The following is a 25533-nucleotide window of genomic DNA, read 5'->3' as shown; positions in this document are numbered from 1 at the left end:
CAAGGACGCGCGACATCCTGCACCAGACATCACGGACATCGGGGGAAGGAAAGCCATGCTCGGCAACGACGACTGGTGGCGGGACGCCGTCGTGTACCAGGTCTACCCCCGGAGCTTCGCCGACGCCGACGGCGACGGCACCGGCGACCTGAAGGGCGTGCGGGAACGCCTGGGCCACCTCGCGCGGCTGGGCGTGGACGCGATCTGGCTGAGCCCCTTCTACACCTCGCCCATGGCCGACGGCGGCTACGACGTGGCCGACTACCGGGACGTGGACCCGATGTTCGGCACGCTGGCCGACTTCGACGCCCTGATCGCCGAGGCCCACGAGCGCGGCATCCGGGTGATCGTGGACCTGGTCCCCAACCACTCCTCGGACCGGCACCCCTGGTTCCAGGCCGGCCTGCGCGACCGTTACATCTTCCGCGACCGGCCCAACGACTGGGAGTCGATCTTCGGCGGCCCGGCCTGGACCCAGGTCGAGGACGGCCAGTGGTACCTGCACCTGTTCGCGCCCGAGCAGCCCGACCTCAACTGGGACAACCCCGAGGTGCGCGCCGAGTTCCGCGACGTCCTGCGCTTCTGGCTGGACCGGGGCGTGGACGGCTTCCGCGTGGACGTGGCCCACGGCATGGTCAAGGCCGAGGGCCTGCCCGACGTGGGCCCGAAGGAGGGCCGCCAGGCCGAGATGCTGGGCGACGAGCAGGTGCCCTACTTCGACCAGGACGGCGTGCATGACATCTACCGGGAGTGGCGGCCGATCCTCGACTCCTACCCCGGCGGGCGGATGGCCGTCGCCGAGGCGTGGGTGTCCTCGCCCGAGCGGCTGGCCCGCTACGTCGGGCCCGACGAGCTGCACCAGGCGTTCAACTTCGAGTTCATGATGGCCGACTTCCACGCCAAGTCGTTCCGTACGGTGATCGAGAAGTCGCTGGCGGAGGCCGAGCTGGTCGGCGCGCCCACCACCTGGGTGCTGTCCAACCACGACAAGCCGCGCCACGTCACCCGGCACGGCGGACTGGCCCGCGCCCGCGCGGCGACGCTGCTCATGCTGGCCCTGCCCGGCTCGGCCTACCTCTACAACGGCGAGGAGCTGGGCCTGCCCGAGGTCCTCGACCTGCCCGACGAGCTGCGCCAGGACCCGGCCTTCCGGCGCACCGGCGAGAGCCGCGACGGCTGCCGGGTGCCGATCCCGTGGACGAGCGAGCCGGGCTGCGGCTGGCGCGACCCGTGGCTGCCGATCCCGCCGTCGTGGACGCGGCTGTCGGCCGAGGCCCAGGAGCACGACCCGGACTCCACGCTGAACCTCTACCGGGCCGCGCTCCGGCTGCGCAAGCAGCACCCGGCGCTCGGCGGCGGCACGCTGCGGTGGCTGGAGGCCCCCGAGGACGTGCTGGCCGTCCAGCGCGACCCGGGCCTGGTCGTGATGCTGAACACCGGCGAGCGCCCGGTCGCCCCGGTCGTGCCCGGCACGGTGCTGCTGGCCAGCGGCCCGCTGGCGGCCGACGGCTCGATCCCGCCGGACACCACCGTGTGGATCCAGCGTTGAGGTTGGGGGAACCTTTCCCTTGACGCGGCATTTGGCGGCAATGACGGTTAGTAGTCTCGGGGAGTGCCACCCCTGTGGGCCCGCTCCCTGCGCGGACGCGTCACCCTCATCGCGACGGCCGTAGCCGCCCTCGTGCTGATCCCCGTGGGCGTCGCCGGGTGCATCGTCTCGCGTTCGCTGGTGACGGCCGGCGTCTACCGGGACACGCGGGACACCGCCGAGCGGGTGGCCTCCGAGATGCGCGCGGGCGGGCTGCCGCCGCAGGGCGCCACGATCCCGGTGCCCAACCCGTCCATCGACCTGATCCAGATCGTCGGCACCGACGGCCGCGTCCTGGCCAGCAGCGACGCGGCCAGGAACCTGCCGCCGCTCAGCGACGTGCGGCCCACCGCCGAGAGCCGGGTGGTCAACACCACCAACTGCCTGCCGACCGAGTGCGTGCACCTGTCGGCGGTCAAGGCCGGCATGTCGGAGGACTCCCCCATCGTCTACGCCGGCCGCAGCACCCCGGAGGTGCTGGCCTCGCAGACGCTGGAGGTGATCGTGTTCTCCCAGGTGGCGGTGCTGATCGCGCTCACCGCCTGGGCGACCTGGCTGGTCACCGGCCGCGCGTTGCGCCCGGTGGCGACCATGCGCGCCGAGCTGGACGCGGTCAGCGCCGGCGACCTGAGCCACCGGGTCACCCAGCCGGGCGGCGAGGACGAGGTCGCCATGCTGGCCAAGGCCGTCAACAACACGCTGGCCCGATTGGAACGTTCCGCGCTGCAGCAGCGCCAGTTCGCCTCCGACGCCTCCCACGAGCTGCGCACCCCGATCGCCGGGCTGCGCGCCCAGCTGGAGAGCGCCCAGCTCTACCCGGAGGACACCGACGTCGAGGCGCTGGTGGACAGCGCCCTGCGGGACACCGACCGGCTGGAGGCGATCATCACCGACCTGCTCCTGCTGGCCAGGATCGGCTCCCGGGTGGACGTGGCCAGGGAGCCGGTGGACCTGGCCCAGCTCGTCCGGCAGGAGCTGGCCGTGCGCAGCGACAAGCTGCCCACCCGGCTGGAGCTGACCGAGGGCGTGGTGGTCGAGGGCGTGCGCCTGCAACTGGCCAGGGTGCTGACGAACCTGCTGGACAACGCCCAGCGGCACGCCGAGACCATGGTGCGGGTCGTGGTCACGAGGGAGGCGGGCCCGGCCAGGGGCGGCACCGCCGTGCTGGCGGTGGAGAACGACGGCCAGGAGATCCGCGAGGCCGACCGCGAGCGCATCTTCGAGCGGTTCACCCGCCTCGACGCCGCCCGCAGCCGCGACTCCGGCGGCACCGGGCTCGGCCTGGCCATCGCCAGGGACGTGGCGATGGCCCACCGGGGCAGCGTGCGGGTGGAGGACCGTCCGGGCGGGGCGCGGTTCGTCCTGCGGCTTCCCGCCATCTGATGTCGAAAGCGTAGATTTCCGGCAGCCGGTTAGTGGATCATGCCCTCATGACGCAAGAAGTCCCCCAGGGCGTGGATCCTCACATCCCCAACACCGCGCGCATGTACGACTACTTCCTGGGCGGAAAGAACAATTTCCCGGCCGACCGTGAGCTGGCCGAGCTGGTGCTGAGCGCGATGCCGGAGGTCAGGGACGGCACGCGGGAGAACCGGCTGCTGATCGGCCGGGTGGTGCGGTACCTGTGCGAGCAGGGTGTCACCCAGTTCCTCGACCTGGGCTCCGGCCTGCCGGCCGCCGAGAACGTGCACGAGGTGGCGCTGCGGTACGCGCCGCAGGCCCGCGTGGTCTACGTGGACAGCGACCCGGTGGTGGCCGCCCACGGGCGGGCCCTGCTGGCCGGCCCCGAGCAGGTGGCCATGCTGCACGGCGACGTCCGGCGCCCGCGGGAGGTGCTGGACAGCCCCGAGGTGCGCGGGCTGCTGGACTTCGGCAGGCCCGTCGCCGTGCTCATGATGTTCCTGCTGCACCTGATCCCCGACACCGACCACCCGCAGGGCTTCGTGGCCGCCTACCGCGACGCGCTCGCGCCCGGCAGCTACCTGGCCCTGTCGCACGTCGGCACCGACCACGCGCCCGAGCGCGTGGCCCGCGTCAGCCAGTTCTACCGGCGGGCCAACGCGCCGTTCTGCCCGCGGCCGGGCAAGGAGATCGCCGCCTTCTTCGGCGACTTCGAGCTGATCCCGCCCGGCCTGGCCACGGGCAAGGGGCCGGAGCTCGGTTTCCCGTTCACCGACCCCGAGAGCCCGCCCTTCTACGACGACGACTTCGCCCGCATGGGGTACGCGGGCATCGGCTGCAAACCCTAGAGCGGCGAGCGCCGAGAGCCGGCGACCCTAGACGCGCGCGGCCTGCCGATCGGGCTCCGGCTCGGGGCGGTCGTCCTCCTCGTCGATCAGCGTGGACTCGTCGAACGGCGCCCGCCCGGCCAGCACCTCGGCGGCCCGCTCCCGGTCGAAGTCGCCGGTCCAGGTGCCGACCACGACGGTGGCCACGGCGTTGCCCGCGAAGTTGGTCAGCGCCCTGGCCTCGGACATGAACCGGTCGATACCGACGATGAGGCCGACGCCGTCCACCAGCTCGGGGCGGTGCGACTGCAGGCCGCCGGCGAGCGTGGCCAGGCCCGCCCCGGTCACGCCCGCGGCGCCCTTGGAGGCGACCATCATGAACAGCAGCAGCGAGACCTGCTCGCCGACCTGCAGCGGCGCGCCGGTGGCCGAGGCGATGAAAAGCGTGGCCATGGTGAGGTAGATGGCGGTGCCGTCGAGGTTGAAGGAGTAGCCGGTCGGCACGGTGATGCCGGCCACCGTCCGGCTCACGCCGAGGTGCTCCATCTTCGCGATCAGCCGCGGCAGCGCCGTCTCCGACGACGACGTGGACAGGATCAGCAGGAACTCTCGGCCGAGGTAGCGCAGCAACGACCACAGGTTGACCCGGGCCACCAGCCACAGCAGCGCGCCCAGCACCACGCCCACGAACAGCAGGCAGGTGAGGTAGAAGGCGATCATGATGATGGCCAGGCTCTTGAGCGCCTCGATCCCGGTGGCCCCCACCACGGCCGCGATGGCCCCGAACGCGCCGACCGGCGCGGCCCACATGACCATGGCCAGGATGCGGAACACCAGCCGCTGGACGTGCTCGACGCCGCGCAGGATCGGCGCGCCCCGCTCCCCCATGGCCTGCAGCGCGAACCCGGCGAGCAGCGCCACCAGCAGCGTCTGCAGGACCGAGCCCTCGGTGAAGGCCGACACCAGCGTGACGGGGATGATGCCGAGCAGGAAGTCGACCCCGCCGGTGGCCTCGCCCTTGGCCGCCTCGGCCTCGGCGGCCTGCCGGGCGGCGTCGGTCAGGTGCAGCCCGGAGCCGGGGTCGATGACGTTGCCGACCAGCAGGCCGATGACCAGGGCGACGGTGGACATCACCATGAAGTAGCCGAGCGCGAGGCCGCCCACCTTGCCGACCTTGGCGGCCTGGCGTACCGAGCCGATGCCGAGCACGATCGTGCAGAAGATGATGGGGCTGATCAGCATCTTGATCAGCGCCACGAACCCGGTGCCGAGGGGTTTGAGCTCCTTGCCCGCCTCCGGCCAGACGAACCCGACCAGGATGCCGAGCAGGACCGCCACGATGACGGCCAGGTACAGATAGCGAGTGCGATCACGCATGAGGGGTCTCCACCGCTTGGGAAAAAGGGGCTGGTCGTGCGACTATGCGGCTCGCTGTGACCCACGTCACGATTGAGTAAGTTTCGTTCACGCAAGGAGGGCTCATGCGCCGCTGGAGCCTGGCGGGCCAGATGCTGGCCCTGCAGCTGGTCGTGGTCGCGGTCGCCGTGACGGGCTGCGCGGTGCTCGCGCTGGTGCAGGCCCACCGCCTGCTCACCGAGGAGGCCGGCGCCACGGCCAGGGCCGTGGCGGTCAGCGTGGCCGCCGCGCCGGGCGTGGCCGCCGCCCTCGACGGCCCGGAGCCGACCCTGGCCCTGCAGCCGTACGCCGAACGGGTGCGCAAGGAGACCGGCGTCGACTTCGTCACCATCATGAAGCCGGACGGCACCCGCTACACCCACCCGAACCCCGCCGAGATCGGCCGGCGCTTCCTCGGCCACACCGGGCGGGCCCTGGCCGGCCGGACGTTCGTCGAGACCTACACCGGCACGCTCGGCCCCTCCAAGCGGGCCGTGACGCCCGTGTGGTCCGGCGGCCGGGTCCGGGCCCTGGTCAGCGCGGGCATCACAATCGACCGGATCAGCGCCCGGCTGCGCGACCAGGTCGCCTGGAGCGGCCTGGTCGCCGCCCTCGCGCTCGGCCTCGGCGCGGCCGGGACGTGGCTGGTCACCGTACGGCTGCGCCGCCAGACGCACGGGCTCGGCCCGGTGGAGCTGGGCCGCATCCACGACCATCACGACGCCGTCCTGCACGCCGTGCGGGAGGGCCTGCTGCTGGTCGGCGGCGACGGCACGCTGACGCTCTGCAACGACGCCGCCCGGCAGCTCCTGGACCTGCCGCCGGACGCCGAGGGCCGGCACGTGGCCGAGCTGGGCCTGCCGGCGCTGCTGGAGGGCCACGAGGAACGCGTGCACCTGGCCGGCGACCGGGTGCTGGCCGTCAACGGCGCGGCCAGCAGGCTCGGCACGGTGGTGACCGTACGCGACCACACCGAGCTGCAGGCGCTGGCCGGGCAGCTCGACGCCGAACGCGGCTTCGCCGACTCGCTGCGCTCGGCCGCGCACGAGGCCGCCAACCGGCTGCACACCGTGATCACGCTGGTCGAGCTGGGACGCACCGAGCAGGCCGTCGCGCTGGGCACGGCCGAGCTGCGCGCGGCGCAGGAACTGACCGACCGGGTGGTGGGCGCGGTGCGCGAGCCGGTGCTGGCCGCGCTGCTGCTCGGCAAGAGCGCCGAGGCGGCCGAACGCGGCGGCGAGCTGGTGCTCACGCCCGACAGCGACCTCGACGACCTGGGCCTGGACCCGCGCGACCTGGTGACGATCGTCGGCAACCTGGTCGACAACGCCCTCGACGCGGCCACCCGGGTCGAGGTGCACCTGAGCGCTTACGGGGACGGGGTGGTGATCAGGGTGGCCGACGACGGGCCGGGGCTGACCGCGCCGGAGGCGTTCGCGAAGGGCTGGACCACCAAGGGCGACGGCCACGGGCTCGGGCTGGCGCTGGTCGGGCAGGCGGTGCGGCGGCTGGGCGGCACGATCGAGGTGGCCGGGTCGGCCTTCACGGTGCGGCTGCCGGTCCCGGAGCGGGTCCGATGAACCGGCCGGACACCGGGCCCGGAGCGGGCGCGGCGAGCCGGCCGGACGGGCCGGTCTCCGTGCTGATCGTGGAGGACGAGGAGATCACGGCCGAGGCCAACCGGGTCTACGTCGAGCGGGTGGCCGGGTTCGAGGTGGCCGGGGTGGCGCGTTCGGGCGGCGAGGCGCTGCGGTTCCTGCGCGGCCGGCCGGTCGACCTCATCCTGCTCGACCTGTACCTGCCCGACATGCACGGCCTGGAGGTGTGCCGCGCGGTGCGGGCCGGCGGGCTGCTGTGCGACGTCATCGCCGTCACCTCGGCGCGCGACCTGGCGACGGTGCGCTCGGCGGTGTCGCTGGGCGTCTCCCAGTACCTTCTCAAGCCGTTCACCTACGCGACCCTGGCCGAGAAGCTGGCGCGTTACGCCCGGTTCAGGCAGGACACCGGCGTGATCGTCGCCCAGGGCGACGTCGACCGGGTGCTCGGCACCCTGCGCGGCAGCTCCGAGCTGCCCAAAGGGCTGGCCCGCGACACCCTCGACGCGGTGTCGGCGCGGCTGCGCGAGCGGCCCGGCGGCAGCACCGCGCAGAGCGTGGCGCAGGCCGTCGGGGTGTCCCGGGTGACCGCCCGCCGCTACCTGGAACACCTGGTCGAGCTGGGGACGGCGGTGCGCGTGCCGCAGTACGGCGGGGTGGGCCGGCCAGAGTTGCTCTACCGGATCCCCATGGAAAGTTAATGGCGGTGACGCTGCCCGTTCAATCCGGGCCCTTAGCTTCTGGGTGCGATCCGATGCACTGAGGAGAAGTCACTTGCGAGTCCTGGCCGTTGTTCCCGCCCGCGGAGGTTCGGCGGGCGTTCCCCTGAAGAACCTCGCCCTGGTCGGGGGCGTCCCGCTGGTCACCCGCGCGGTACGGGCGTGCCTGCGGGCCGAGCTCGTCGACCAGGTCGTGGTCAGCACCGACCACCCGCAGATCGCCGAGACCGCCCGCGCGGCGGGGGCGACCGTGGTGGAGCGGCCCGAGGAGCTGAGCGGCGCGACCGCCTCCAGCGAGTCGGCCGTGCTGCACGCCCTGGACGCGCTCGGCGCGGACCCGGACGTGGTCGTCCTGGTGCAGTGCACCAGCGCGTTCATCGACCCCGAGGACCTGTCGGCGGCCGTGCGCAAGGTCCTGGACGGCGAGGCCGACTCGGTCGTGTCCGGGCTGCCGACGCACGAGTTCCTGTGGACGGCCGCGGGCGCGGGCGTCAACCACGACCCCGCCGTGCGGCCGCGCAGGCAGGACCGCGAGCCGCAGTTCCGCGAGAACGGCGCCTTCTACGTCATGCGCACCGCCGGCCTGCGCGAGCACGGCCACCGCTTCTTCGGCGAGGTCGCCGTGCAGCCGGTGCCGCCGCAGCACGCCATCGAGGTCGACGACCCCGAGGACCTGGAGCTGGTGCGCGCCCTGGCGCCGTTCATCGACAAGCCCGAGCCGATCGACGTGGACGCGGTCATCACGGACTTCGACGGCGTGCACACCGACGACCGCGCCTACATCGACTCCGACGGCCGGGAGATGGTCCTGGTCAGCCGCTCGGACGGGATGGGCGTCTCGCTGCTGCGCCGCTCCGGCGTCAAGGTGCTGGTGATGTCCACCGAGCAGAACCCGGTCGTGGCCGCCCGCGCCCGCAAGCTGGGCGTGCCCGTGCTGCAGGGCCTGGCCGAGAAGCGCATCGTGCTGCGCGACTGGCTGGCCATCGAGGGCCTGGACCCGGCGCGCGTGGCCTACGTCGGCAACGACGTCAACGATCTGGGCCCGATGGCCGAGGTCGGCTGGCCGATCGCCACCCCCGACGCGCACCCGCGCGTGCGCGCCGCCGCCCGCGTGGTGCTGACCAGGCCCGGCGGCTCCGGCGCGGTGCGCGAGCTGTGCGACCTGGTGGTGGCCGCCCGGCCCGAGCCGCCCGTCGCCGAGGCCAAGGCCCGGCCGCGGCTCGGCCCGGTCGCGATCGGCGACGTGCAGGTCGGCGACGGCGAGCCGGTGTACGTGATCGGCGAGATCGGCATCAACCACAACGGCGACCTCGACCTCGCCCGCCGGCTCATCGACGTGGCGGCCGACGCGGGCTGCCAGGCGGTCAAGTTCCAGAAGCGCACCCCCGCGATCTGCGTGCCCGAGGAGCAGAAGGGCCAGATCAGGCAGACGCCGTGGGGCGAGATGACGTACCTGGAGTACAAGGAGCGCACCGAGTTCGGCCACGACGAGTACCGGCAGATCGCCAAGTACTGCGACGAGCGCGGCCTGCACTGGTTCGCCTCGCCGTGGGACGTGCCGTCCGTGGAGTTCCTGGAAGACATGGACGTGCTGACGCACAAGATCGCCTCGGCCAGCGTCGCCGACCACGAGCTGCTGCGCGCCCTGGCGGCCACCGGCAAGCCGCTCATCCTGTCCACCGGCATGTCCACGCTGTCGGAGATCGACCAGGCGGTCGAGATCCTCGGCACCGACCGGCTGATCATGATGCACGCCACCTCCACGTACCCGCTGCCGCCGGAGGAGGCCAACCTGCGCACGATCACCACGCTCAAGGAGCGCTACGGCGTGCCGGTCGGCTACTCCGGGCACGAGCGCGGCCTGCAGATCTCGCTGGCGGCGGTCACCCTGGGCGCGGTCTGCGTCGAGCGGCACATCACGCTCGACCGCACCATGTGGGGCTCCGACCACGCCGCCTCGCTGGAGCCGTCGGGGCTGGAGCACCTCGTCCGGGACATCCGCATCATCGAGCAGGCCATGGGCGACGGCGTCAAGCGCGTCTTCCCCGGCGAGGAGGCGCCCAAGGCCCGGCTGCGCCGGGTGACCGTCTGAGTCATGACGCCGACCACTCTCTCCGTCGTCGTGCCGGTGCGTGACGGTGAGCGCTTCATCGCCGACGCGCTCACCTCGCTCGCCCGCAACGCCCGGCCCGACTTCGAGTTCATCGTCGTGGACGACGGCTCCGTGGACGCCACCCCGGACATCATCGCCGACTTCGCCCGCGACCTGCCCGGCCTGGCCGTGCTGCGCAATCCCGCCCCCGTGGGGCTGGCCGACGCCCGCAACACCGGGCTGTCGGCCGCCTCGGGGCGGTTCGTCACGTTCATGGACGGCGACGACTGGCTGGCGCCCGGCTACCTGGCCGGGCTGGTGGCGGCCATCGACGGGCTCGGCTGCGACTTCGTGCGCGTCGACCACGTCCAGGTGGAGGGGCGCAGGCGGGTGGTGCACCGGGCCCCGCTGTCGCGCCGCGGCGTCGTGCTCGACCCCCGATCGGCGATCCTGCCGGCCGGGGAGCGGACCATGGTGGACTACCCGTACGCGTGGGCCGGGGTCTACCGGCGTTCGCTGCGGGACCTGCTGCACTTCCCCGGCTCGCTGCACACCGCCGAGGACCGGCCGTGGATCTGGCGGCTGCACCGGGAGGCGGCCACGTTCGCGGTGGTGCCGATGGCCGGGGTGTTCTACCGGCGGCTGGTGTCCGGGTCGCTGACGCAGGTCGGCGACGAGCGGCAGCTGCACTTCTTCGACGCCTTCGAGCTGGTCCTCAAGGACCTGGAGCCGGAGTTCCTGCCCAAGGCGGCGCGCAACTTCTGCGCGCTGCTGGCCCACCACCTGGAGCTCGCGGGCCGGTTCACGCCCGCGCTGCGCGCCCGGTTCGAGGAGCGGGGCGCGCAGATGGTCCGCGGCCTGCCGCCCGCCCTGGTGGCCGACGCCGTGTCGCGGATGGCCGTCGAGCGGGAGGCCGTGCTGCGCGCCCTGGTACCCGACATTCCCCCCAGCCCCCACGTCCGGATCCGCCGGGATCGGGAGGACTCCTGATGAAGGTCTTCTACGCCTCGACGCTGTTCGGCGCGATGTCGCTGGCCGCGGCCATCGACGACGGCCGCTTCGGCGCCGGCCGGCGCGTGCTGATCGTGTCGAACAACGCGGCGATCCCCGAGGTGTCGGTGCCGCTCGACGGCACGCCCGGCTTCGCCGCCCTGCGCTCGCGCTTCGACGAGGTGCACTCCTGGAACGAGCTGATCGCCCCGCTGCACCCCTCCGACTGGCGGGCGCGGATCATCGAGGTGCCGATGTTCGAGCGGCTGATCCGCTCCCACCTGGCGCTGGAGGACGTCGAGGAGCTGGTGCTGGAGTCGATCGCGGTGCCGCCCGCGCGCACGATCGCCGGCCTGGTGCGCGACTGCCCGATCACCGTCTACTCCGACGGCCTGATGAGCTACGGGCCGACCCGCGACCCGCTGCCCGCGGAGATCTCCCGGCGCATCGAGCGGCTGCTCCACCTGGACCTGGTACCCGGCCTGACGCCGCTGCTGCTCAGCGAGTACGGCGTGCCGCCCGTGGTGCTGCCCGAGGAGCGCTTCCTCGCGGTCGTGGACGAGGTGGCCGCCACCGCCCCGGACCTGCGCGCCGGGCAGGCGGTCGTCCTCGGCCAGTACCTGTCGGCGCTGGAGATCGTCACGCCGGAGGAGGAGGCCGGGCTGCACGCCTCGATGCTGCGCGCGCTGGCCGCCCGCGGCTGCACCGACGTGCTGTTCAAGCCGCACCCGGCCGCCGGACGCCGGCACGCGCAACTGCTGCGCGCGGCGGCCGGGCCGCTGGGGGTGCGGCTGACGGTGGCCGGGGAGAGCGTGCCGGCCGAGGTGTGCTTCGCGACGCAGCGGCCCGAGCTGGTCGTGGGCTGCTTCTCCACCGGCCTGGTGACGGCCCGGCGCTACTTCGGCCTGCCGGTCGCCTCCTTCGGCACCGGCCTGGTGTTGGACCGGCTGACGCCGTACGAGAACAGCAACCGGGTGCCGGCCACGATCGTGGACGCGCTGCTGCCCCGGCTGAACGCCGACGGCGTGATCGACGAGCCGCCGCGCACGGACCTGCCCGCGCTGGTGCGCGCGGTCGGCTACTGCATGCAGGCCGACGCCTATCCCGAGCTGCGCCCGTCGGGCCCGGGGTTCGACGGGGCGTTCGACGGGCGCTACTTCAAGCGCAAGCGCCTGGAGACGCTGGGGCTGGCCGAGCCGCCCTCGGCGCTGTCCAGGCTGCGCAGGAAGATCAGGTCAGCGATCTGAGGTAGCGGCGCACCCGCCGCTTGGCCCGGTAGCCCGCCCGCAGCATCGTGGGCGGCACCTCCACCCGCAACCTGGCCCGGCGGCGGGCCGCGGCGTGCTCGGGGCCGTCCAGCAGCGAGCGGGCGGCCGGGCGCGCCCCGTCCGCGGCCAGGCCGGTCAGCAGGGCCGCCCAGTCGTCGCGGCCGGCCGGGTGGAAGTAGTTGGCCTCGCACCAGCGCGGCTCGGCCGTGCGGAAGTCGCCCAGGGCCAGGTCGTCCAGCGTGCCGAGCAGGCCGCTGCCCTCGAACACCAGGTTGATCATCTCGGCGCTGACGCCGAAGTCGCTCAGCACCAGCGACGGCACGCCCATGGCGACGGCCTCCAGCGCGGCCGTCGAGCTGACCGTGACGAACCCGGCCGCCCGCGACAGCTGCTCGTGCATCGACCCGGCCGCGAACGTCAGCCTGCCCGGCTCGCCCATCTCGCGCCACAGCCGCTGGTAGTGGTGGCGTTCGTTGTGGGTCTGGCGTTCGTGCTCCAGGGCGCGCAGCTTGACCACGACCTCCAGGCCGGGGCGGCGGGCGGCCAGCTCGGCCAGCGCCGTCAGCACCCGCTCGCGCTCCTCCCGCGCCCGCGGCACCTTGGCCTGGGTGGCGAACACGACCCGGTCGCCGCCGCCGGACACCGCGCCGGGCCGCAGGAACGGCAGCCTGGCCAGCCCGACCGCCCCTCCCCCGCCGAGCCGGCCGGCGATCTCGGAGAACTCGGCCACCTCGCGCTCGCTGTGCACCACGAACAGGTCGCAGCCGCTGCGGAACAGCCACGCCTTCTCCGTGGCCGGCACCGAGATGCCGGGCAGCCCGCTGACGAACACCGGCCGTGCCCGGCCCCCCGGCCGCAGCCCGGCCAGCACGTCGGCCACCAGGACGTCCACCACCGGGCCCGTGCAGCCCACCAGGATCGCGTCGGGGCGGGTGCGCTCGGCCAGGCGGCGCAGCGAGCGCGCCGACAACACCGGGGGCGCCGCGCGCCCGCCCACCGCCGCCGCGATCTGCTCCGGCGAGGGCGCGATCGGGGTGCGCACCACCACCAGCTCGCTCTCGCAGCCCGCGGGCAGGTCGTCGAGCAGGCAGGCCGCCCACTTCAGATACGAGTCGGAGTCGGCTATCGCCAGCACCCTCACCTGGAAGCTCCTGTCAAATGCGATCGCAGGCCGGGGGCCGCCCTGCTCGTCCACCAGTCGTCGGGAACGTCCACCGGCTCGACCTCGACGCCGCGCGGGCCGAGCAGCACCCGCAGCGAGGTGATCGCGGTCGAGGGCAGGCTGAGCACCCGCTGCCCGGCGTCGAGGCCGCGCAGCGTCAGCTCGGCCGGCACGCCCGCGTCGTGCACCGTGATGCCGGGACGTTCGCCGATCAGCGCCAGGTCGACGGGGTCCTCGCGGCGGTGCGGGTAGTAGGCCAGCGGCTCGCGCCCGGCCAGGTCGGTCAGCCAGCGCAGGTAGTGGTCGCGGTGGACCAGCCCGTTGCGGACCAGGGACGTGCCGAGGACGACCGTGCGCTCGGCGGGCCCCTGGGCGCTCGGCGGCTGGGCGCGCAGCCAGGCGAAGTCGTGGCGGACGAGGTCGACGCCCGCCCCCCGGACGGCGGCGGCCAGCTCGTCGGGGACGGGCAGGGCGGTGAAGACCGACACCCGGCTCATCCGCAGCCGCAGCGCGGCGGCCAGCCCGAGCAGGGCGCGCGCCCGCGAGGGGGTCGCCCGGGCCCGCAGCAGCGGCCGGAACGGCCCGGCGGCCAGCAGTTCGAGCAGCCTCAGCGTGGCCAGGCCGTCGTCCACGACGACGATGCGGCCGGGGTCGGAGGTCAGCCAGCGCATCTGGACCTTGCCGGAGAACGCGTCGCCCACGGCCTGGACGCGGCGCGGCATGCGCTCGCGCGGCTCGTCCAGCACCAGGCCGGCGGGCAGGTCGAGGCGGCGCAGCTCCTTGCGGGTGGCGCGCAGCGGACGCAGGCCGGCGCGCGGCACGACCACGGTGTCCGGGCCGAGCAGCCCGGCATGGTGGGCCTCGACGGCGCACAGCATCTGGAGCGGAGACTCCACCCAGGCCGACGCCTGTCTGACCACTCTGTTTCCCCCAGCCGGTGGATGGCCTTGCACGACCCGCCTCAAGGTAGCCCGGCCTGCTTAAGCCGCAAGAAACGACACGTGAACAATGGAGGGTATGAACTCGCTGATGCTCAACACCGACGGTGTGCAGATACCACAGCTCGGCTTCGGCGTCTGGCAGGTCTCTGCCGACGACGCCGAGCACGCGGTGACGACCGCGCTGCGCGCCGGATACCGGCACGTCGACACCGCCGCCGCCTACGAGAACGAGGAGGGCGTCGGCCGGGCCGTGCGCGCCGCCGGGGTGCCACGGGAGAAGGTGTTCGTCACCACCAAGCTGTGGAACGGCGACCACGGGCGCGCCGAGCAGGCCTTCGACGAGAGCCTGGCCCGTCTGGGCCTCGACTACGTAGATCTTTTCCTGATCCACTGGCCGGTCCCGGAGCAGGACAGGTACGTGCAGGCCTGGCGGGGGCTGGAGAAGATCTACCGGGACGGCCGGGCCAAGGCCATCGGGGTCTCCAACTTCACGGTCGCCACCCTGACCCGGCTGATGGAGGAGACCGACATCACGCCGTCGATCAACCAGATCGAGCTCCACCCGTACTTCCAGCAGCGCGAGATGCGGGCCTTCCACGAGGCCAACGGCATCCTGACCGAGGCGTGGAGCCCGCTCGGGCAGGGCAAGGGGCTGCTGGCCGACCCGGCGCTGCGCGTGCTGTCGGAGAAGTACGGCAAGACGCCCGCCCAGATCGTGCTCCGCTGGCACCTGCAGCTCGGCAACGTGGTGATCCCCAAGTCGGTCACGCCGTCGCGGATCGAGGAGAACATCGACGTGTTCGACTTCATCCTCGACACCGAGGACATGGCGGCCATCGGCGCGATGAACGCGGGGCGGCGGATCGGGCCCGACCCCGACTCGTTCAACCTGACCTGAGCGCTCTACGATCTCGGTCGTGCGAGATTTCACCTGGGGAATAGCGGCGACCGGCGGCATCGCGCGTACCGTGGGGGCGGCCATCGTGGCCGAGCCCGGCATGCGGGTGGCCGCCGTCGGCTCGCGGAGCCCGCTCAGGGCGCGGGCGCTGGCCGACGAGCTGGGCGCGGAGTCGGCCTACGGCTCCTACGAGGCCCTGTGCGCCGATCCGGCCGTAGACGCGATCTACGTCGCCACGCCGCACGCCCAGCACCTGGAGGTGGCCGAGGCGGCCATCGCGGCGGGCAAGTCGGTGCTGTGCGAGAAGCCGCTGGCGGCCGACGTGGCCGACGCCGAGCGCATGGTGGCGCTGGCCCGCGCGGCCGGGGTCTTCCTCATGGAGGCCATGTGGATGCGCTTCAACCCGCTCATCCAGCGGGTGGCGGCCGATCCGCGCTTCGGTGAGATCCGGTCGGTGCGGGCCTCGTTCGGCTTCGCGCTGCCCTACGACCCCGCCCATCGGCTGTGGGCGCCGGAGCTGGGCGGCGGGGCGCTGCTCGACCTGGGGATCTACCCGTTCGGGCTGGCCCAGCTGCTGCTCGGCATGCCCGCGGAGCTGCGGATGGCCGGCTCGCTGGCGCCCAGCGGGGTCGACGCCGAGGCCGGCGGGCTGCTGCTGTACCCCGACGGGCGGCGGGCCCTGGTGGACGTGTCGCTGCTGGCGCATCACGCCAACGACGCGAGCGTGGTGGGCACGTCGATGCGGGCCGACATCCTGGCGCCGTTCTGGGCGCCGCGGCGGGTGCTGCTGTCGGGGCCGTCGATGGAGACGGAGGAGCTGGTGCTCGACCCGGCCGACAACGGGTACGCGGGCGAGCTGCGCGAGGTGCGCGCGGCCACGATCGAGGGCCGCACGGAGAGCGAGATCATGCCGCTTGACGAATCCCTTGCCATGATGGGGCTTCTGGCCGAAGCACGGGCCCAACTCTCCTAGCTGGACCTTTAGCCACTTGCCTGGCTCTTGCCCGATGTATTACCTTGTGGGGCATCTCGCGGCAGACGTCCGGTTTGTCCGGCTTTGTCCAACCATCGCAAGACATTTCACAGGATCGTCCTGTGACCGCTGAATCCGCCTCCGGGCGGAACCGGGGACCCACGTCCTTTGGGGTGAATCGGCACTTCGGTGCCGTAGGGCAGCTTCCACGTCCGAACCCGTCAGCTAACCCGGTAAGCGGCATGGAAGCAAGGAGTCAATGCCCTCGATGGCCACGCACCGTCCCATCCGTGCCCCGAAGATCACCTACGCCCACGCCGCGCTCGGCGCGGCCATCCTCGCCTCCGCCATCGGCGCCCACGCCACCGCCGCCGCCGCCGACAGCGCCGGCCCGGCCGCCGCGGCCGGCCACTCGGCCGTCGCGCCGCAGGCCGCCGCCCAGACCCGCAAGGCGGAGGAGACCCAGGTCAACGTCACCGCCCAGCAGGTCCTGGCGATGGCCAAGGCCCAGGTCGGCACCTCCGAGAACGCCTACGGCGGCGGCACCAAGTTCCAGAAGTGGTACGCCGACTCCAAGCGCGCGGCCGAGACCATCGCCCGCGACGGCGGCACCCGCGCCATGTACCTGAACGCCCCCTGGTGCTCGATCTTCGTCTCCTGGGTCGGCGAGCAGACCGGCGCCCGCCCGCAGGTCGGCTGGGACGCCTGGACCGTGGCCCACGCCAAGTGGTTCGCCGCCAACGACCGCTGGGGCGCCGAGGCCAGGCCCGGCGCGGTGGTCTTCTTCTCCTGGGGCGGCAGCAAGAGCCTGGACGCCATCCAGCACGTCGGCTTCGTCGTCAAGGACAACGGCGACGGCACGATCTCCACGATCGAGGGCAACACCGGCAACGGCAAGGTCGAGGAGCGCGTCCGTCCGAAGTCGCAGGTCGTCGGCTACGGATACCCGCAGTACGCGAGCTGACCTCCGCCCGCTCCGAGCGCGCGTCCCGCACGAGGGACGCGCGCTCGCCGCGTCTCAGGGCCGGACCGCCGCCAGCGAGTAGAGGATCGGCAGGTGCGAGTCCCCGAACGGGAACCGGTACCGGCCGTCCGCGCCCTCGGGCAGCAGGCCGCGCGGGTCGAGGTCGGTCTCGACGTGCTCGCCCAGCTCGGCCACCGTGAACCCGGCCCGCGCCGCCGCCGTGACGATCTCGCCCACCGAGTACGGGTACTCGACCGCCTCGTGGGTCCCGGTCACCACCGCGGCGTCGGCGTACGTGCCGGTCACCGTCTCCCGGTGGGCCTGGCCGCCGCCGTAGGGCCAGTCGGCCACCAGCGGGTCGAGCGAGGCCACCGTCTGGTAGGCCGGATGCAGGTCGACCAGCACCAGACGCCCGCCCGGCCGCAGCGCCATGGCCGCGCCGCGCATCCAGGCGTCCAGGTCGCCGATCCAGCACAACACGCCGTACGTGGCCACCGCCACGTCGAAGCCGCCGGCCAGCTCCGCCGGCAGCCGCTGCGTGTCGGCCTCCACGAACGTGGCCGCCAGCCCTGCCCTGGCCGCCAGCTCGCGGGCGCGGGCGACCGCCACCGGGGAGAAGTCGACGCCGGTCACCCGCGCTCCGAGACGTGCCCAGCTCAGCGTGTCCAGGCCGAAGTGGCACTGCAGGTGGAGCAGGTCCCGGCCGGTGACGTCGCCGGCCAGTCGGCGTTCGAGCGGGTAGAGGGTCTGCCGGCCGGCGAGGAAGGCGTCGACGTCGTAGAACCGGTCGGCCGAGGTGGAGCCGTGGACGCGGGCGCGCTCGTCCCACAGGGCCCGGTTGGGCACGGGGGCGTCTGATGCGGGTTGGGGCATGGGGCGAGGATGGCACATCGGCCACCCCGCCGCACGACCGGTACGGTGCCCTGGAAGCGGACGGTCCGCCCGCGTGTCGATCCGGCCGGCGCCCGTTCGACGCTTCGGCGAGGCCGGCTCCGCCCCAGGGGCCGCGGACGGAAGGGACGGCAGGATGAAATTCATGATCGTCGGCAAGGCCAACGAGGAGACCGAGGCCGGGGCGCTGCCCAGCCAGGAGCTCGTCGACAACATGCACGCCTACAACGAGGCGCTGGCCAAGGCCGGGGTGCTGCTGGCCGCCGAAGGGCTCTACCCGAGCTCGCAGGGCGCGCAGATCGCCTACAGCGGCGGCCGGGCCACGGTGATCGACGGCCCGTTCGCCGAGGCCAAGGAGCTGATCGCGGGGTTCTGGCTGATCCAGGTGAAGTCCAGGGAGGAGGCTCTGGAATGGGCGATGCGCGTGCCCGTCCCCGAGGGCTATGACGGGATCGGCCTGGACGTGTGGCGGGTGTACGACGCCTCCGACGCGCCCGACGCGGCCTCGTCCGACCCGGCGGAGGTCGAGCGGGAGAGGGCCATGCGCCGGCGTCTGGGCGGGCGGGAGAGCTGACCTCGGCTTGCGGACCCCGGACGGTGCTGGTGTCATGAGCCGGTGATGGCTTCCGACACCCACCGGGCGATCGAGGCGGTCTGGCGGATCGAGGCGCCCCGGCTCATCGCCGGCCTGGCCGGGCTGGTCCGCGACGTCGGCCTGGCCGAGGAGCTGGCCCAGGACGCGCTGGTCGCGGCCCTGGAGCAGTGGCCGGAATCGGGCGTGCCACGCAACCCGGGCGCCTGGCTGATGACGGTGTCCAAGCGCCGCGCCGTCGACCTGATCCGCAGGAACGAGCGGATGTCCCGCAACCTGGCCGAGCTGGGCCACCGGCTGGAGACCGCCGCTGAGCCGCCCGAGCCCGACGAGATCGAGGACGACCTGCTGCGGCTGGTCTTCACCGCCTGCCATCCGGCGCTGTCGATGGAGGCGCGGGTGGCCCTGACGCTGCGGGTGCTCGGCGGCCTGAGCACCGACGAGATCGCCCGCGCGTTCCTGGTGCCCGAAGCGACCGCCGCCCAGCGGATCGTGCGGGCCAAGCGCACCCTGGCCGACCGGAAGGTCCCGTTCGAGGTGCCGCAGGGCGCGGAGCTGGCCGGACGCCTGTCGTCCGTGCTGGAGGTCATCTACCTGATCTTCAACGAGGGGTACTCGGCGACCGCGGGCGACGACTGGATGCGGCCCGGCCTGTGCGAGGACGCGCTGCGGCTGGGCCGGGTCCTTGCGGGGCTGATGCCCGCCGAGCCGGAGGTGCACGGGCTGGTCGCGCTCATGGAGATCCAGGCGTCCAGGGCGGCGGCCCGGGTGGGGCCGTCCGGGGAGCCGGTGCTGCTGCTGGAACAGGACCGCACCCGGTGGGACCGGCTGCTCATCGGCCGCGGGCTGGCGGCCCTGGCCCGAGCCGAGAGCCTGGCCGAGGAGCGGGCGGGCGCGGCGGGGCCGTACACGCTGCAGGCCGCGATCGCGGCCTGCCACGCCCGCGCGTTCGACCCCGGCGACACCGACTGGGTGCGCATCGCCGGCCTGTACGAGTCGCTGGCCCGGCTGGCCCGCTCCCCCGTCGTCGAGCTCAACCGCGCGGTGGCGCTGTCGATGGCCTACGGCCCGGCGGTGGGCCTCGACCTGCTCGACCAGATCGTGGACGAGCCGGCGCTCCAGGGTTACCACCTGCTGCCGAGCGTCCGCGGCGACCTGCTGTTCCGGCTGGGCCGGCGCGGCGAGGCGCGGGCCGAGTTCGAACGGGCGGCCTCGATGACCCGCAACTCCCGTGAGCGCGCCCTGCTCCACGAACGCGCCGCCGCCTGCTGAGCCCCGCCTCTCCGGAAGCCGGGCGCGGGCCGAGCGGCAGGTAAGGCGTTGGAACGTGCCAGACGGTCGTCACGCTCCGTGACAGCGGCACCTGACCGGGAGCAAGCCTGGAGGGTCCGGGCGACATGCCCTTGATGCGGCACGAAAGATGTCTCTTGAGGTGGGAGCGCTCCCAAACAGCCCTTCACACCCTTCATCCCCTTAAATCCTGATTCTGGGCGGCAAAACGCACGATTGGTAACGGTTCCGTTTCGGCGGATTGACGGACACAGCCGGTAAGTGCACCCTTTGTGGGAGCGCTCCCAAACACTCCCACCGCGGCGGAGCGCGTGCCGCGGTGCACCTCCCATCAGTCACCCGAGAAGGGGTCCCCCATGATGATCAGCAAGCGTCGCGGTCTGGCCGCGGCCTCAGCCCTGGCCGCGGCGGCGCTGACCGTCGCGTCGTGCGGCAGCGGCGACACGCCGGCCGCCGGCAACAGCCCCGCCTCCTCCGCGGCGGCGGCCGAGCCCGTCACCATCCGGGTGCAGACCTTCGGCGGCGGCTCCAACTTCGGCTACAAGAACGCCATCGAGAAGTGGAACGCCGAGCACAAGGACATCCAGATCAAGGAAGAGCACCTGACCGACCAGTTCGAGCAGCAGTACTGGCCCCAGATGATCCAGTGGCTGCAGTCCGGCAACGGCGCGGGCGACGTCGTCGGCATCGACGAGGGCGGCATGGGCCTGGCCAAGGCGCACCCCGAGTGGTGGGCCGACCTGAAGGAGTACGGCCTTGAGGGCCGCAAGGCCGACTACCCCGCCTGGAAGTGGGAGAACGGCGTGACGGCCGACGGCAAGATCTTCGGCCTCGGCACCGACATCGGCGGCATGAGCCTGTGCTACCGCACGGACCTGTTCAAGAAGGCCGGGCTGCCCACGGACCGCGAGAAGGTCGCCGCCCTGTGGCCGACGTGGGACGACTTCATGAAGGTCGGCCAGCAGTTCCAGGCGAAGGTGAAGGACACCAAGTTCACCGACGGCACCAACACGCTCTACAACGTGGTGCTGTACCAGGAGGCGGCCAAGAACGGCAACGTCGCCTACTTCGACAAGGACAACAACCTCATCGTCGACAAGAACCCGGCGGTGAAGGCGGGCTTCGACTTCGCCTCCAAGCTCAGCCAGTCCGGCCTGACGGCCAAGCTGCGCAACTTCACCGACGAGTGGGCGGCGGGCACCCAGAAGGGCGCCTTCGCCACGGTCGGCTGCCCGTCCTGGATGCTCGGCGTGGTCTCGGGCAACGCCGGCGACGGCATGAAGGGCAAGTGGGACGTCGCCTCGGTGCCCGGCGGCGGCGGCAACTGGGGCGGCTCGTGGGTGGCCGTGCCCAAGCAGTCCAAGCACCCGAAGGAGGCCGCGCAGGTCGCCGACTACCTGACCAGCGCGCAGACCGAGGCGAGCATCTTCACCGACTTCGGCAACATGCCGAGCAACAGCAAGGCCCAGGCCGACGCCGCCGTGCAGGGCGCGAAGAACGAGTTCTTCAGCGACGCCCCGATCGGTGAGATCTTCGCCAAGTCCGCGGAGAGCCTGCAGCCGGTCTTCCTCGGGGTGAAGCACGCGCAGGTCAAGAATGCGGTCGAGTCGGTCATCCAGGGCATGGACGACGGCTCGGTGGCCTACGACAAGGCCTGGCAGCAGCTGGTCGACGACGCGGTGAAGGCCGCGGGCTGATCTTCCCCCGCCCGGCCCGCCGCTAGCGGGCCGGGCTTGCCGCTGAAAGGTCTGTTATGAGCCTCGACACCCTTCCGCGGGCGGCGCGGAACCACCATCGCCGCGACCGCCCGCCCGGCCGCCTCTGGCGTTCTCGACTCGACGTCAAGGCCATGCCGTACGCCCTGGTGTCCCCGTACTTCCTGCTGTTCGCCGCCTTCGGGCTGTTCCCGCTGGCCTTCACGCTCTACTACTCGCTCTACGACTACGACCTGGCCGGCGACACCAAGTGGGCCGGGCTGGGCAACTACGCCGCGCTGCTGGCCGACGAGGACTTCTGGAACGCCGTCACCAACACCGTCGGCATCTTCCTGCTGGCCACGATCCCGCAGATGCTGATGGCCCTGTTCCTGGCCAACGCGCTGAACAAGAAGCTGCGCTGGCGCCTGCCGATCCGCATGAGCGTGCTGCTGCCGCTGGTCACCTCGGTGGTCGCGGTCGCGGTGGTGTTCACCCAGCTGTTCGCGCGTGACTGGGGCCTGGTCAACTGGGTCCTGGGCTGGTTCGGCGGGGACAAGATCAACTGGCGGGCCGAGCGCTGCCCGTCCTGGCTGGCCATCGCCGCGATGGTCGACTGGCGCTGGACGGGCTACAACGCCATCATCTTCCTGGCCGGCATGCAGACGATCCCCAAGGACCTGTACGAGGCCGCCGCCATCGACGGCGCGTCCCGGCGGCGCCAGTTCTGGCAGATCACGCTGCCGATGCTGCGCCCGACCATGATCTTCGTGGTGCTCAACTCCACGATCGGCGGCCTGACGCTGTTCTCCGAGCCGACCACCTTCTACAACGGCAACGTGGACGGCGGCTCGCAGGGCCAGTTCCAGACGGTGGCGATGTTCGTCGTCAAGCAGGGCTTCCGCGAGTTCGACTACGGCTACGCCGCGGCGGCCGCCTGGCTGCTGTTCCTGCTGATCCTCATCGGCGCGGCCGTCAACTTCCTGTTCGTCCGGCGGATCGGAGGCGCCAAGTGACCGGCTGGAAACCGACCGTCATGACGCGGGTCATGCTCGGGGTGGCCATCTTCCTGTCGGCCTTCCCGCTGTACTGGATGCTCGTCATCGCCTCGCGCACGAACTCCGACGCCGTCTCGGTGCCGCCGAAGTTCCTGCCCGGCGGCAACCTCGGCGAGAACATCGTCGCGGTGCTGGAGAACGAGGACGCGCACTTCCTGCTCGGCCTGACCAACTCCTTCTTCAGCGCGGCGATCGTCACCGTGTCCGTGGTGATCATCTCGACCCTGGCCGGGTTCGCCTTCGCCAGCCTGCAGTTCAAGGGCCGCAACATCCTGCTGCTGCTCGTGCTGCTGACGATGGCGGTGCCGCTGCAGCAGATGGGCGTGGTCCCGCTCTACCGCATGATGGTGAGCCTGGAGTGGACCGGCACCCTGAAGGCCATCATCCTGCCGTACCTGCTCAACGGGTTCGGCGTGTTCCTGATGACCCAGTACACCCGCCAGGCCGTGCCGAACGAACTGGTCGAGGCGGCCAGGGTGGACGGCGCGGCGACGCTGCGGATCTGGTGGAACGTCGTGCTGCCGGCCGTGCGTCCGGGCATGGCGGTGCTCGGCATCAACACCTTCATGCTCATGTGGAACGACTACATGTGGCCGCTGATCGTGCTGACGCCGGACAACCCGACCGTGCAGATCGCCATCAACTCGCTCAACGCGCGCTACTCGACCAGCTACTCGCTGATCTTCGCGGGTACCGCGCTGTCCATCATTCCGCTCATCGCGGTATTCGTCGCATTCGGCCGCCAGATCGTCGGCGGACTCATGGAAGGTGCGGTCAAGGCGTGACGACACAAGAGGAACAGATTCGTCCCGGGCTGCGCTTCCCTCCCGGTTTCGCGTTCGGCGCGGCCACCTCGGCGTACCAGATCGAGGGCGCGGTCACCGAGGACGGACGCGGCCCGTCCATCTGGGACACCTTCACCAAGACCCCGGGGCGGGTGCTCAACGGGCACCACGGGGACGTGGCCATGGACCATTACCACCGCTACCGCCAGGACGTCGCCATCATGGCGGACCTCGGCCTGACGGCCTACCGCTTCTCGGTGTCGTGGCCGCGGATCCAGCCGACCGGCTCCGGCGCGGTCAACCAGAAGGGCCTGGACTTCTACAAGCGGCTCACGGACGAGCTCCGGAACAACGGCATCGACCCGTGGCTGACCCTCTACCACTGGGACCTGCCGCAGGAGCTGGAGGACAAGGGCGGCTGGCCCAACCGCGACACGGCCTACCGCTTCGCCGAGTACGCCGCGATCGTGCACGAGGCGCTGAAGGACCACGTCCACACCTTCAGCACGGTCAACGAGCCGTGGTGCGCCGCGTTCCTCGGCTACGCCTCGGGCGAGCACGCCCCTGGCCGGCGTGAGCCGCGCAACGCGATCAGGGGCGCGCATCACCTCAACCTGGCCCACGGCCTGGCCGTCCAGGCGATGGACGCGCGCCGCGCCGGCGGCTGCGTCAACCTGTACGCGATCTCCCCCGAGACCGGCAGCGAGGCCGACCTGGACGCGGCCCGCCGCATCGACGGCCTGCAGAACCGGTTCTTCCTGGACGCGCTGCTGACCGGCCGCTACCCCGAGGACGTCCTGAACGACATCCCGATCGACGACGACCTCGTGCGGCCGGGCGACATGAAGACCATCAACGCGCCGATCGACGTGCTGCTGGTCAACTACTACAGCCGCTTCACGGTCTCCGGTGCGCCCGGCGGCAGGGCGTCGGCGGCGGCGGCCCCCACGGACACGGCCTCGCCGTGGGTGGGCAGCGAGCACGTCTCGTTCGTCAACGGCGGCCGGCCGGTCACCGCGATGGGCTGGGAGATCGACGAGGACGGCCTGGTGGAGGTGCTCACCCGGGTGGCGCGGGACTACCCGCCGATCCCGATGGTGGTCTCCGAGAACGGCGCCGCCTTCGACGACGTGCTGGCCGACGGCCGCATCCACGACGCGCAGCGGCAGGCGTACGTGGAGGCGCACCTCGGCGCGTGCCGGCAGGCGATCGACGCGGGCGTGCCCCTGCAGGGCTATTTCGCCTGGTCGCTGATGGACAACTTCGAATGGGCCTGGGGCTACGGCAAGCGCTTCGGCCTGGTCCACGTCGACTTCGACACCCAGGAGCGGCTGCTGAAGGACAGCGCGCACTGGTACTCGGAGATCATCCGGCAGAATAGGCGACATGAACCGACCGACTCTTGAGGCAGTCGCGGCTCGGGCCGGTGTGGGCCGGGGCACGGTGTCGAGAGTCATCAACGGCTCGCCGAACGTCAGCGCCAAGGCCCGCGAGGCCGTCGAGCTGGCCATCCGCGAGCTGGGCTACGTGCCCAACAGGGCGGCGCGTGCCCTCGTCACGCGCCGCACGGACACGGTCGCCCTGGTGGTGTCGGAGTCCCAGTTCCGGGTCTTCGACGAGCCGTACTTCGCCGGCACCATCCGCGGCATCGGCTCGGCGCTGGCCGAGACCGGGCTGCAGCTGATCCTGGCGATGGCGCGCTCCCCCGAGGAGCACGAACGGCTGGAGACCTACCTGACGGGGCAGCACGTCGACGGCGTGCTGCTGCTGTCGCTGCACGGCGCCGACCCGCTGCCGGGCAGGCTGGAGGAGATGGGCGTGCCGACCGTGCTCGGCGGCAGGCCCGTCGGCCTCGACCCCTACAGCTTCGTGGACATGGACAACCGGGCGGGGGCCAGGCAGGCGGTCAAACACCTGCTGGGCCTCGGCCGGGGCGCGATCGCCACGATCGCCGGCCCCCAGGACATGGGCGTGGGCGTCGACCGTCTGGCCGGCTACCGCGACGCGCTGCTGCCCTCGGGGCTGCCGGAGATCGTGGCCTTCGGCGACTTCTCCGAGGAGAGCGGCGCCACCGCCATGCAGGAGCTGCTGGAGAGCCATCCCGATCTCGACGCCGTCTTCGCCGCCTCCGACCCGATGGCCCTGGGCGCGATGCGCGTGCTCAAGGCCGCGGGCAAGGCGATCCCGGGCGACGTCGCCGTGATCGGCTTCGACGACTCCAAGGCCGCGCTGCACGCCGATCCGCCGCTGACCACCGTCCACCAGCCCACGGAGGCCATGGGCCGCCAGATGGCCCAGCTTCTCGTGGCCCGCATCAACGGCGAGGAGCTGCGCCAGCCCGTGGTGATCCTCGACACGCACCTGGTTCGCCGAGAGTCCGCCTGACCAGGCGTTATCCTGGCCCGGCTCG

The 25533-nt window shown here is 72.2% G+C and carries 22 protein-coding genes and 1 riboswitch; of the genes, 18 read left to right on the top strand and 4 right to left on the bottom strand.

The window, feature by feature from the left end:
* Positions 1-55 precede the first annotated feature (55 nt).
* The 3 genes from ACWEJ6_RS33765 to ACWEJ6_RS33755 all read left to right on the top strand — a co-directional run bounded on the left by ACWEJ6_RS33765 (position 56) and on the right by ACWEJ6_RS33755 (position 3837).
* Positions 56-1549, top strand: a complete 1494-nt coding sequence (locus tag ACWEJ6_RS33765; protein WP_452429025.1) for a glycoside hydrolase family 13 protein — start codon at positions 56-58, stop codon at positions 1547-1549.
* 63 nt (positions 1550-1612) lie between these two features.
* Positions 1613-2971 (top strand): sensor histidine kinase, encoded by a 1359-nt coding sequence (locus ACWEJ6_RS33760; protein ID WP_387669823.1) that lies wholly within the window; start codon positions 1613-1615, stop codon positions 2969-2971.
* A 47-nt stretch (positions 2972-3018) separates the two neighbouring features.
* A complete protein-coding gene (locus tag ACWEJ6_RS33755) occupies positions 3019-3837 on the top strand; it encodes an SAM-dependent methyltransferase (protein ID WP_452429023.1) in 819 nt (272 codons plus the stop codon).
* A 27-nt stretch (positions 3838-3864) separates the two neighbouring features.
* Here ACWEJ6_RS33755 and ACWEJ6_RS33750 read toward each other — a convergent pair whose 3' ends face one another.
* The gene (locus ACWEJ6_RS33750) at positions 3865-5193 is read right to left on the bottom strand and encodes a cation:dicarboxylate symporter family transporter (protein WP_452429021.1); all 1329 of its coding nucleotides are present in this window, start codon (positions 5191-5193) and stop codon (positions 3865-3867) included.
* 104 nt (positions 5194-5297) lie between these two features.
* Between ACWEJ6_RS33750 and ACWEJ6_RS33745 the strand changes: the two genes are divergently transcribed.
* The 5 genes from ACWEJ6_RS33745 to ACWEJ6_RS33725 all read left to right on the top strand — a co-directional run bounded on the left by ACWEJ6_RS33745 (position 5298) and on the right by ACWEJ6_RS33725 (position 11854).
* Positions 5298-6791, top strand: a complete 1494-nt coding sequence (locus tag ACWEJ6_RS33745) for a sensor histidine kinase (RefSeq protein WP_452429019.1) — start codon at positions 5298-5300, stop codon at positions 6789-6791.
* Complete coding sequence (locus ACWEJ6_RS33740) at positions 6788-7507, top strand: response regulator (RefSeq protein ID WP_387669829.1); 720 nt, start codon at positions 6788-6790, stop codon at positions 7505-7507. The genes ACWEJ6_RS33745 and ACWEJ6_RS33740 overlap by 4 nt, the downstream gene beginning before the upstream one ends.
* A 73-nt stretch (positions 7508-7580) precedes the next feature.
* A complete protein-coding gene (locus tag ACWEJ6_RS33735) occupies positions 7581-9617 on the top strand; it encodes an N-acetylneuraminate synthase family protein (RefSeq protein ID WP_452429016.1) in 2037 nt (678 codons plus the stop codon).
* A gap of 3 nt (positions 9618-9620) precedes the next feature.
* Positions 9621-10607, top strand: a complete 987-nt coding sequence (locus ACWEJ6_RS33730) for a glycosyltransferase family 2 protein (RefSeq protein ID WP_358293003.1) — start codon at positions 9621-9623, stop codon at positions 10605-10607.
* The gene (locus ACWEJ6_RS33725) at positions 10607-11854 is read left to right on the top strand and encodes an alpha-2,8-polysialyltransferase family protein (protein WP_452429014.1); all 1248 of its coding nucleotides are present in this window, start codon (positions 10607-10609) and stop codon (positions 11852-11854) included. The genes ACWEJ6_RS33730 and ACWEJ6_RS33725 overlap by 1 nt, the downstream gene beginning before the upstream one ends.
* On the opposite strand, the gene ACWEJ6_RS33720 is transcribed toward ACWEJ6_RS33725, so the two are convergent.
* Together ACWEJ6_RS33720 and ACWEJ6_RS33715 are read right to left on the bottom strand one after the other, a co-directional pair.
* Complete coding sequence (locus tag ACWEJ6_RS33720) at positions 11838-13016, bottom strand: DUF6716 putative glycosyltransferase (protein ID WP_452429012.1); 1179 nt, start codon at positions 13014-13016, stop codon at positions 11838-11840. The genes ACWEJ6_RS33725 and ACWEJ6_RS33720 overlap by 17 nt on opposite strands.
* Positions 13013-13957, bottom strand: coding sequence for a hypothetical protein (locus ACWEJ6_RS33715; protein ID WP_358293011.1), 945 nt, complete (start codon positions 13955-13957; stop codon positions 13013-13015). Before ACWEJ6_RS33715 ends, ACWEJ6_RS33720 begins: the two co-directional genes overlap by 4 nt.
* A 97-nt stretch (positions 13958-14054) precedes the next feature.
* Here ACWEJ6_RS33715 and ACWEJ6_RS33710 point away from each other — a divergent pair, with 97 nt between their 5' ends.
* From ACWEJ6_RS33710 to ACWEJ6_RS33700, 3 genes are all read left to right on the top strand, one after another.
* A complete protein-coding gene (locus tag ACWEJ6_RS33710; RefSeq protein ID WP_452429010.1) occupies positions 14055-14876 on the top strand; it encodes an aldo/keto reductase in 822 nt (273 codons plus the stop codon).
* A gap of 19 nt (positions 14877-14895) precedes the next feature.
* Entirely contained in the window at positions 14896-15849 is a 954-nt protein-coding gene (locus tag ACWEJ6_RS33705) for a Gfo/Idh/MocA family protein (protein ID WP_397164309.1), read from the top strand.
* A gap of 117 nt (positions 15850-15966) precedes the next feature.
* Positions 15967-16104, top strand: a riboswitch (cyclic di-AMP (ydaO/yuaA leader).
* 13 nt (positions 16105-16117) lie between these two features.
* Positions 16118-16813 carry a CHAP domain-containing protein gene (locus ACWEJ6_RS33700; protein ID WP_452429007.1) on the top strand — a complete coding sequence of 232 codons (696 nt, stop codon included), beginning with the start codon at positions 16118-16120 and terminating at the stop codon, positions 16811-16813.
* 54 nt (positions 16814-16867) lie between these two features.
* On the opposite strand, the gene ACWEJ6_RS33695 is transcribed toward ACWEJ6_RS33700, so the two are convergent.
* Entirely contained in the window at positions 16868-17686 is an 819-nt protein-coding gene (locus ACWEJ6_RS33695; protein WP_452429005.1) for a class I SAM-dependent methyltransferase, read from the bottom strand.
* A gap of 154 nt (positions 17687-17840) precedes the next feature.
* On the opposite strand from ACWEJ6_RS33695, the gene ACWEJ6_RS33690 reads away from it, so the two are divergent.
* The 7 genes from ACWEJ6_RS33690 to ACWEJ6_RS33660 all read left to right on the top strand — a co-directional run bounded on the left by ACWEJ6_RS33690 (position 17841) and on the right by ACWEJ6_RS33660 (position 25508).
* Positions 17841-18278, top strand: a complete 438-nt coding sequence (locus ACWEJ6_RS33690) for a YciI family protein (RefSeq protein WP_387669841.1) — start codon at positions 17841-17843, stop codon at positions 18276-18278.
* 45 nt (positions 18279-18323) lie between these two features.
* On the top strand, positions 18324-19568 hold the full coding sequence (locus ACWEJ6_RS33685) for an RNA polymerase sigma factor (RefSeq protein ID WP_452429003.1): 1245 nt from the start codon (positions 18324-18326) through the stop codon (positions 19566-19568).
* A gap of 374 nt (positions 19569-19942) precedes the next feature.
* Positions 19943-21283 (top strand): ABC transporter substrate-binding protein, encoded by a 1341-nt coding sequence (locus tag ACWEJ6_RS33680; RefSeq protein WP_358293029.1) that lies wholly within the window; start codon positions 19943-19945, stop codon positions 21281-21283.
* Between the two features lie 56 nt (positions 21284-21339).
* Positions 21340-22296 (top strand): carbohydrate ABC transporter permease, encoded by a 957-nt coding sequence (locus ACWEJ6_RS33675; RefSeq protein WP_452429001.1) that lies wholly within the window; start codon positions 21340-21342, stop codon positions 22294-22296.
* Complete coding sequence (locus ACWEJ6_RS33670; protein WP_358293033.1) at positions 22293-23123, top strand: carbohydrate ABC transporter permease; 831 nt, start codon at positions 22293-22295, stop codon at positions 23121-23123. Before ACWEJ6_RS33675 ends, ACWEJ6_RS33670 begins: the two co-directional genes overlap by 4 nt.
* Entirely contained in the window at positions 23120-24529 is a 1410-nt protein-coding gene (locus ACWEJ6_RS33665; RefSeq protein WP_397164299.1) for a GH1 family beta-glucosidase, read from the top strand. Before ACWEJ6_RS33670 ends, ACWEJ6_RS33665 begins: the two co-directional genes overlap by 4 nt.
* On the top strand, positions 24510-25508 hold the full coding sequence (locus tag ACWEJ6_RS33660; protein ID WP_352351719.1) for a LacI family DNA-binding transcriptional regulator: 999 nt from the start codon (positions 24510-24512) through the stop codon (positions 25506-25508). Before ACWEJ6_RS33665 ends, ACWEJ6_RS33660 begins: the two co-directional genes overlap by 20 nt.
* The last annotated feature ends 25 nt before the right edge of the window (positions 25509-25533 follow it).

Source organism: Nonomuraea sp. NPDC004702, from assembly GCF_053601695.1.
The sequence above is the reverse complement of the archived record's forward strand: the minus strand, read 5'-3'. Positions and strand labels throughout refer to the sequence as shown.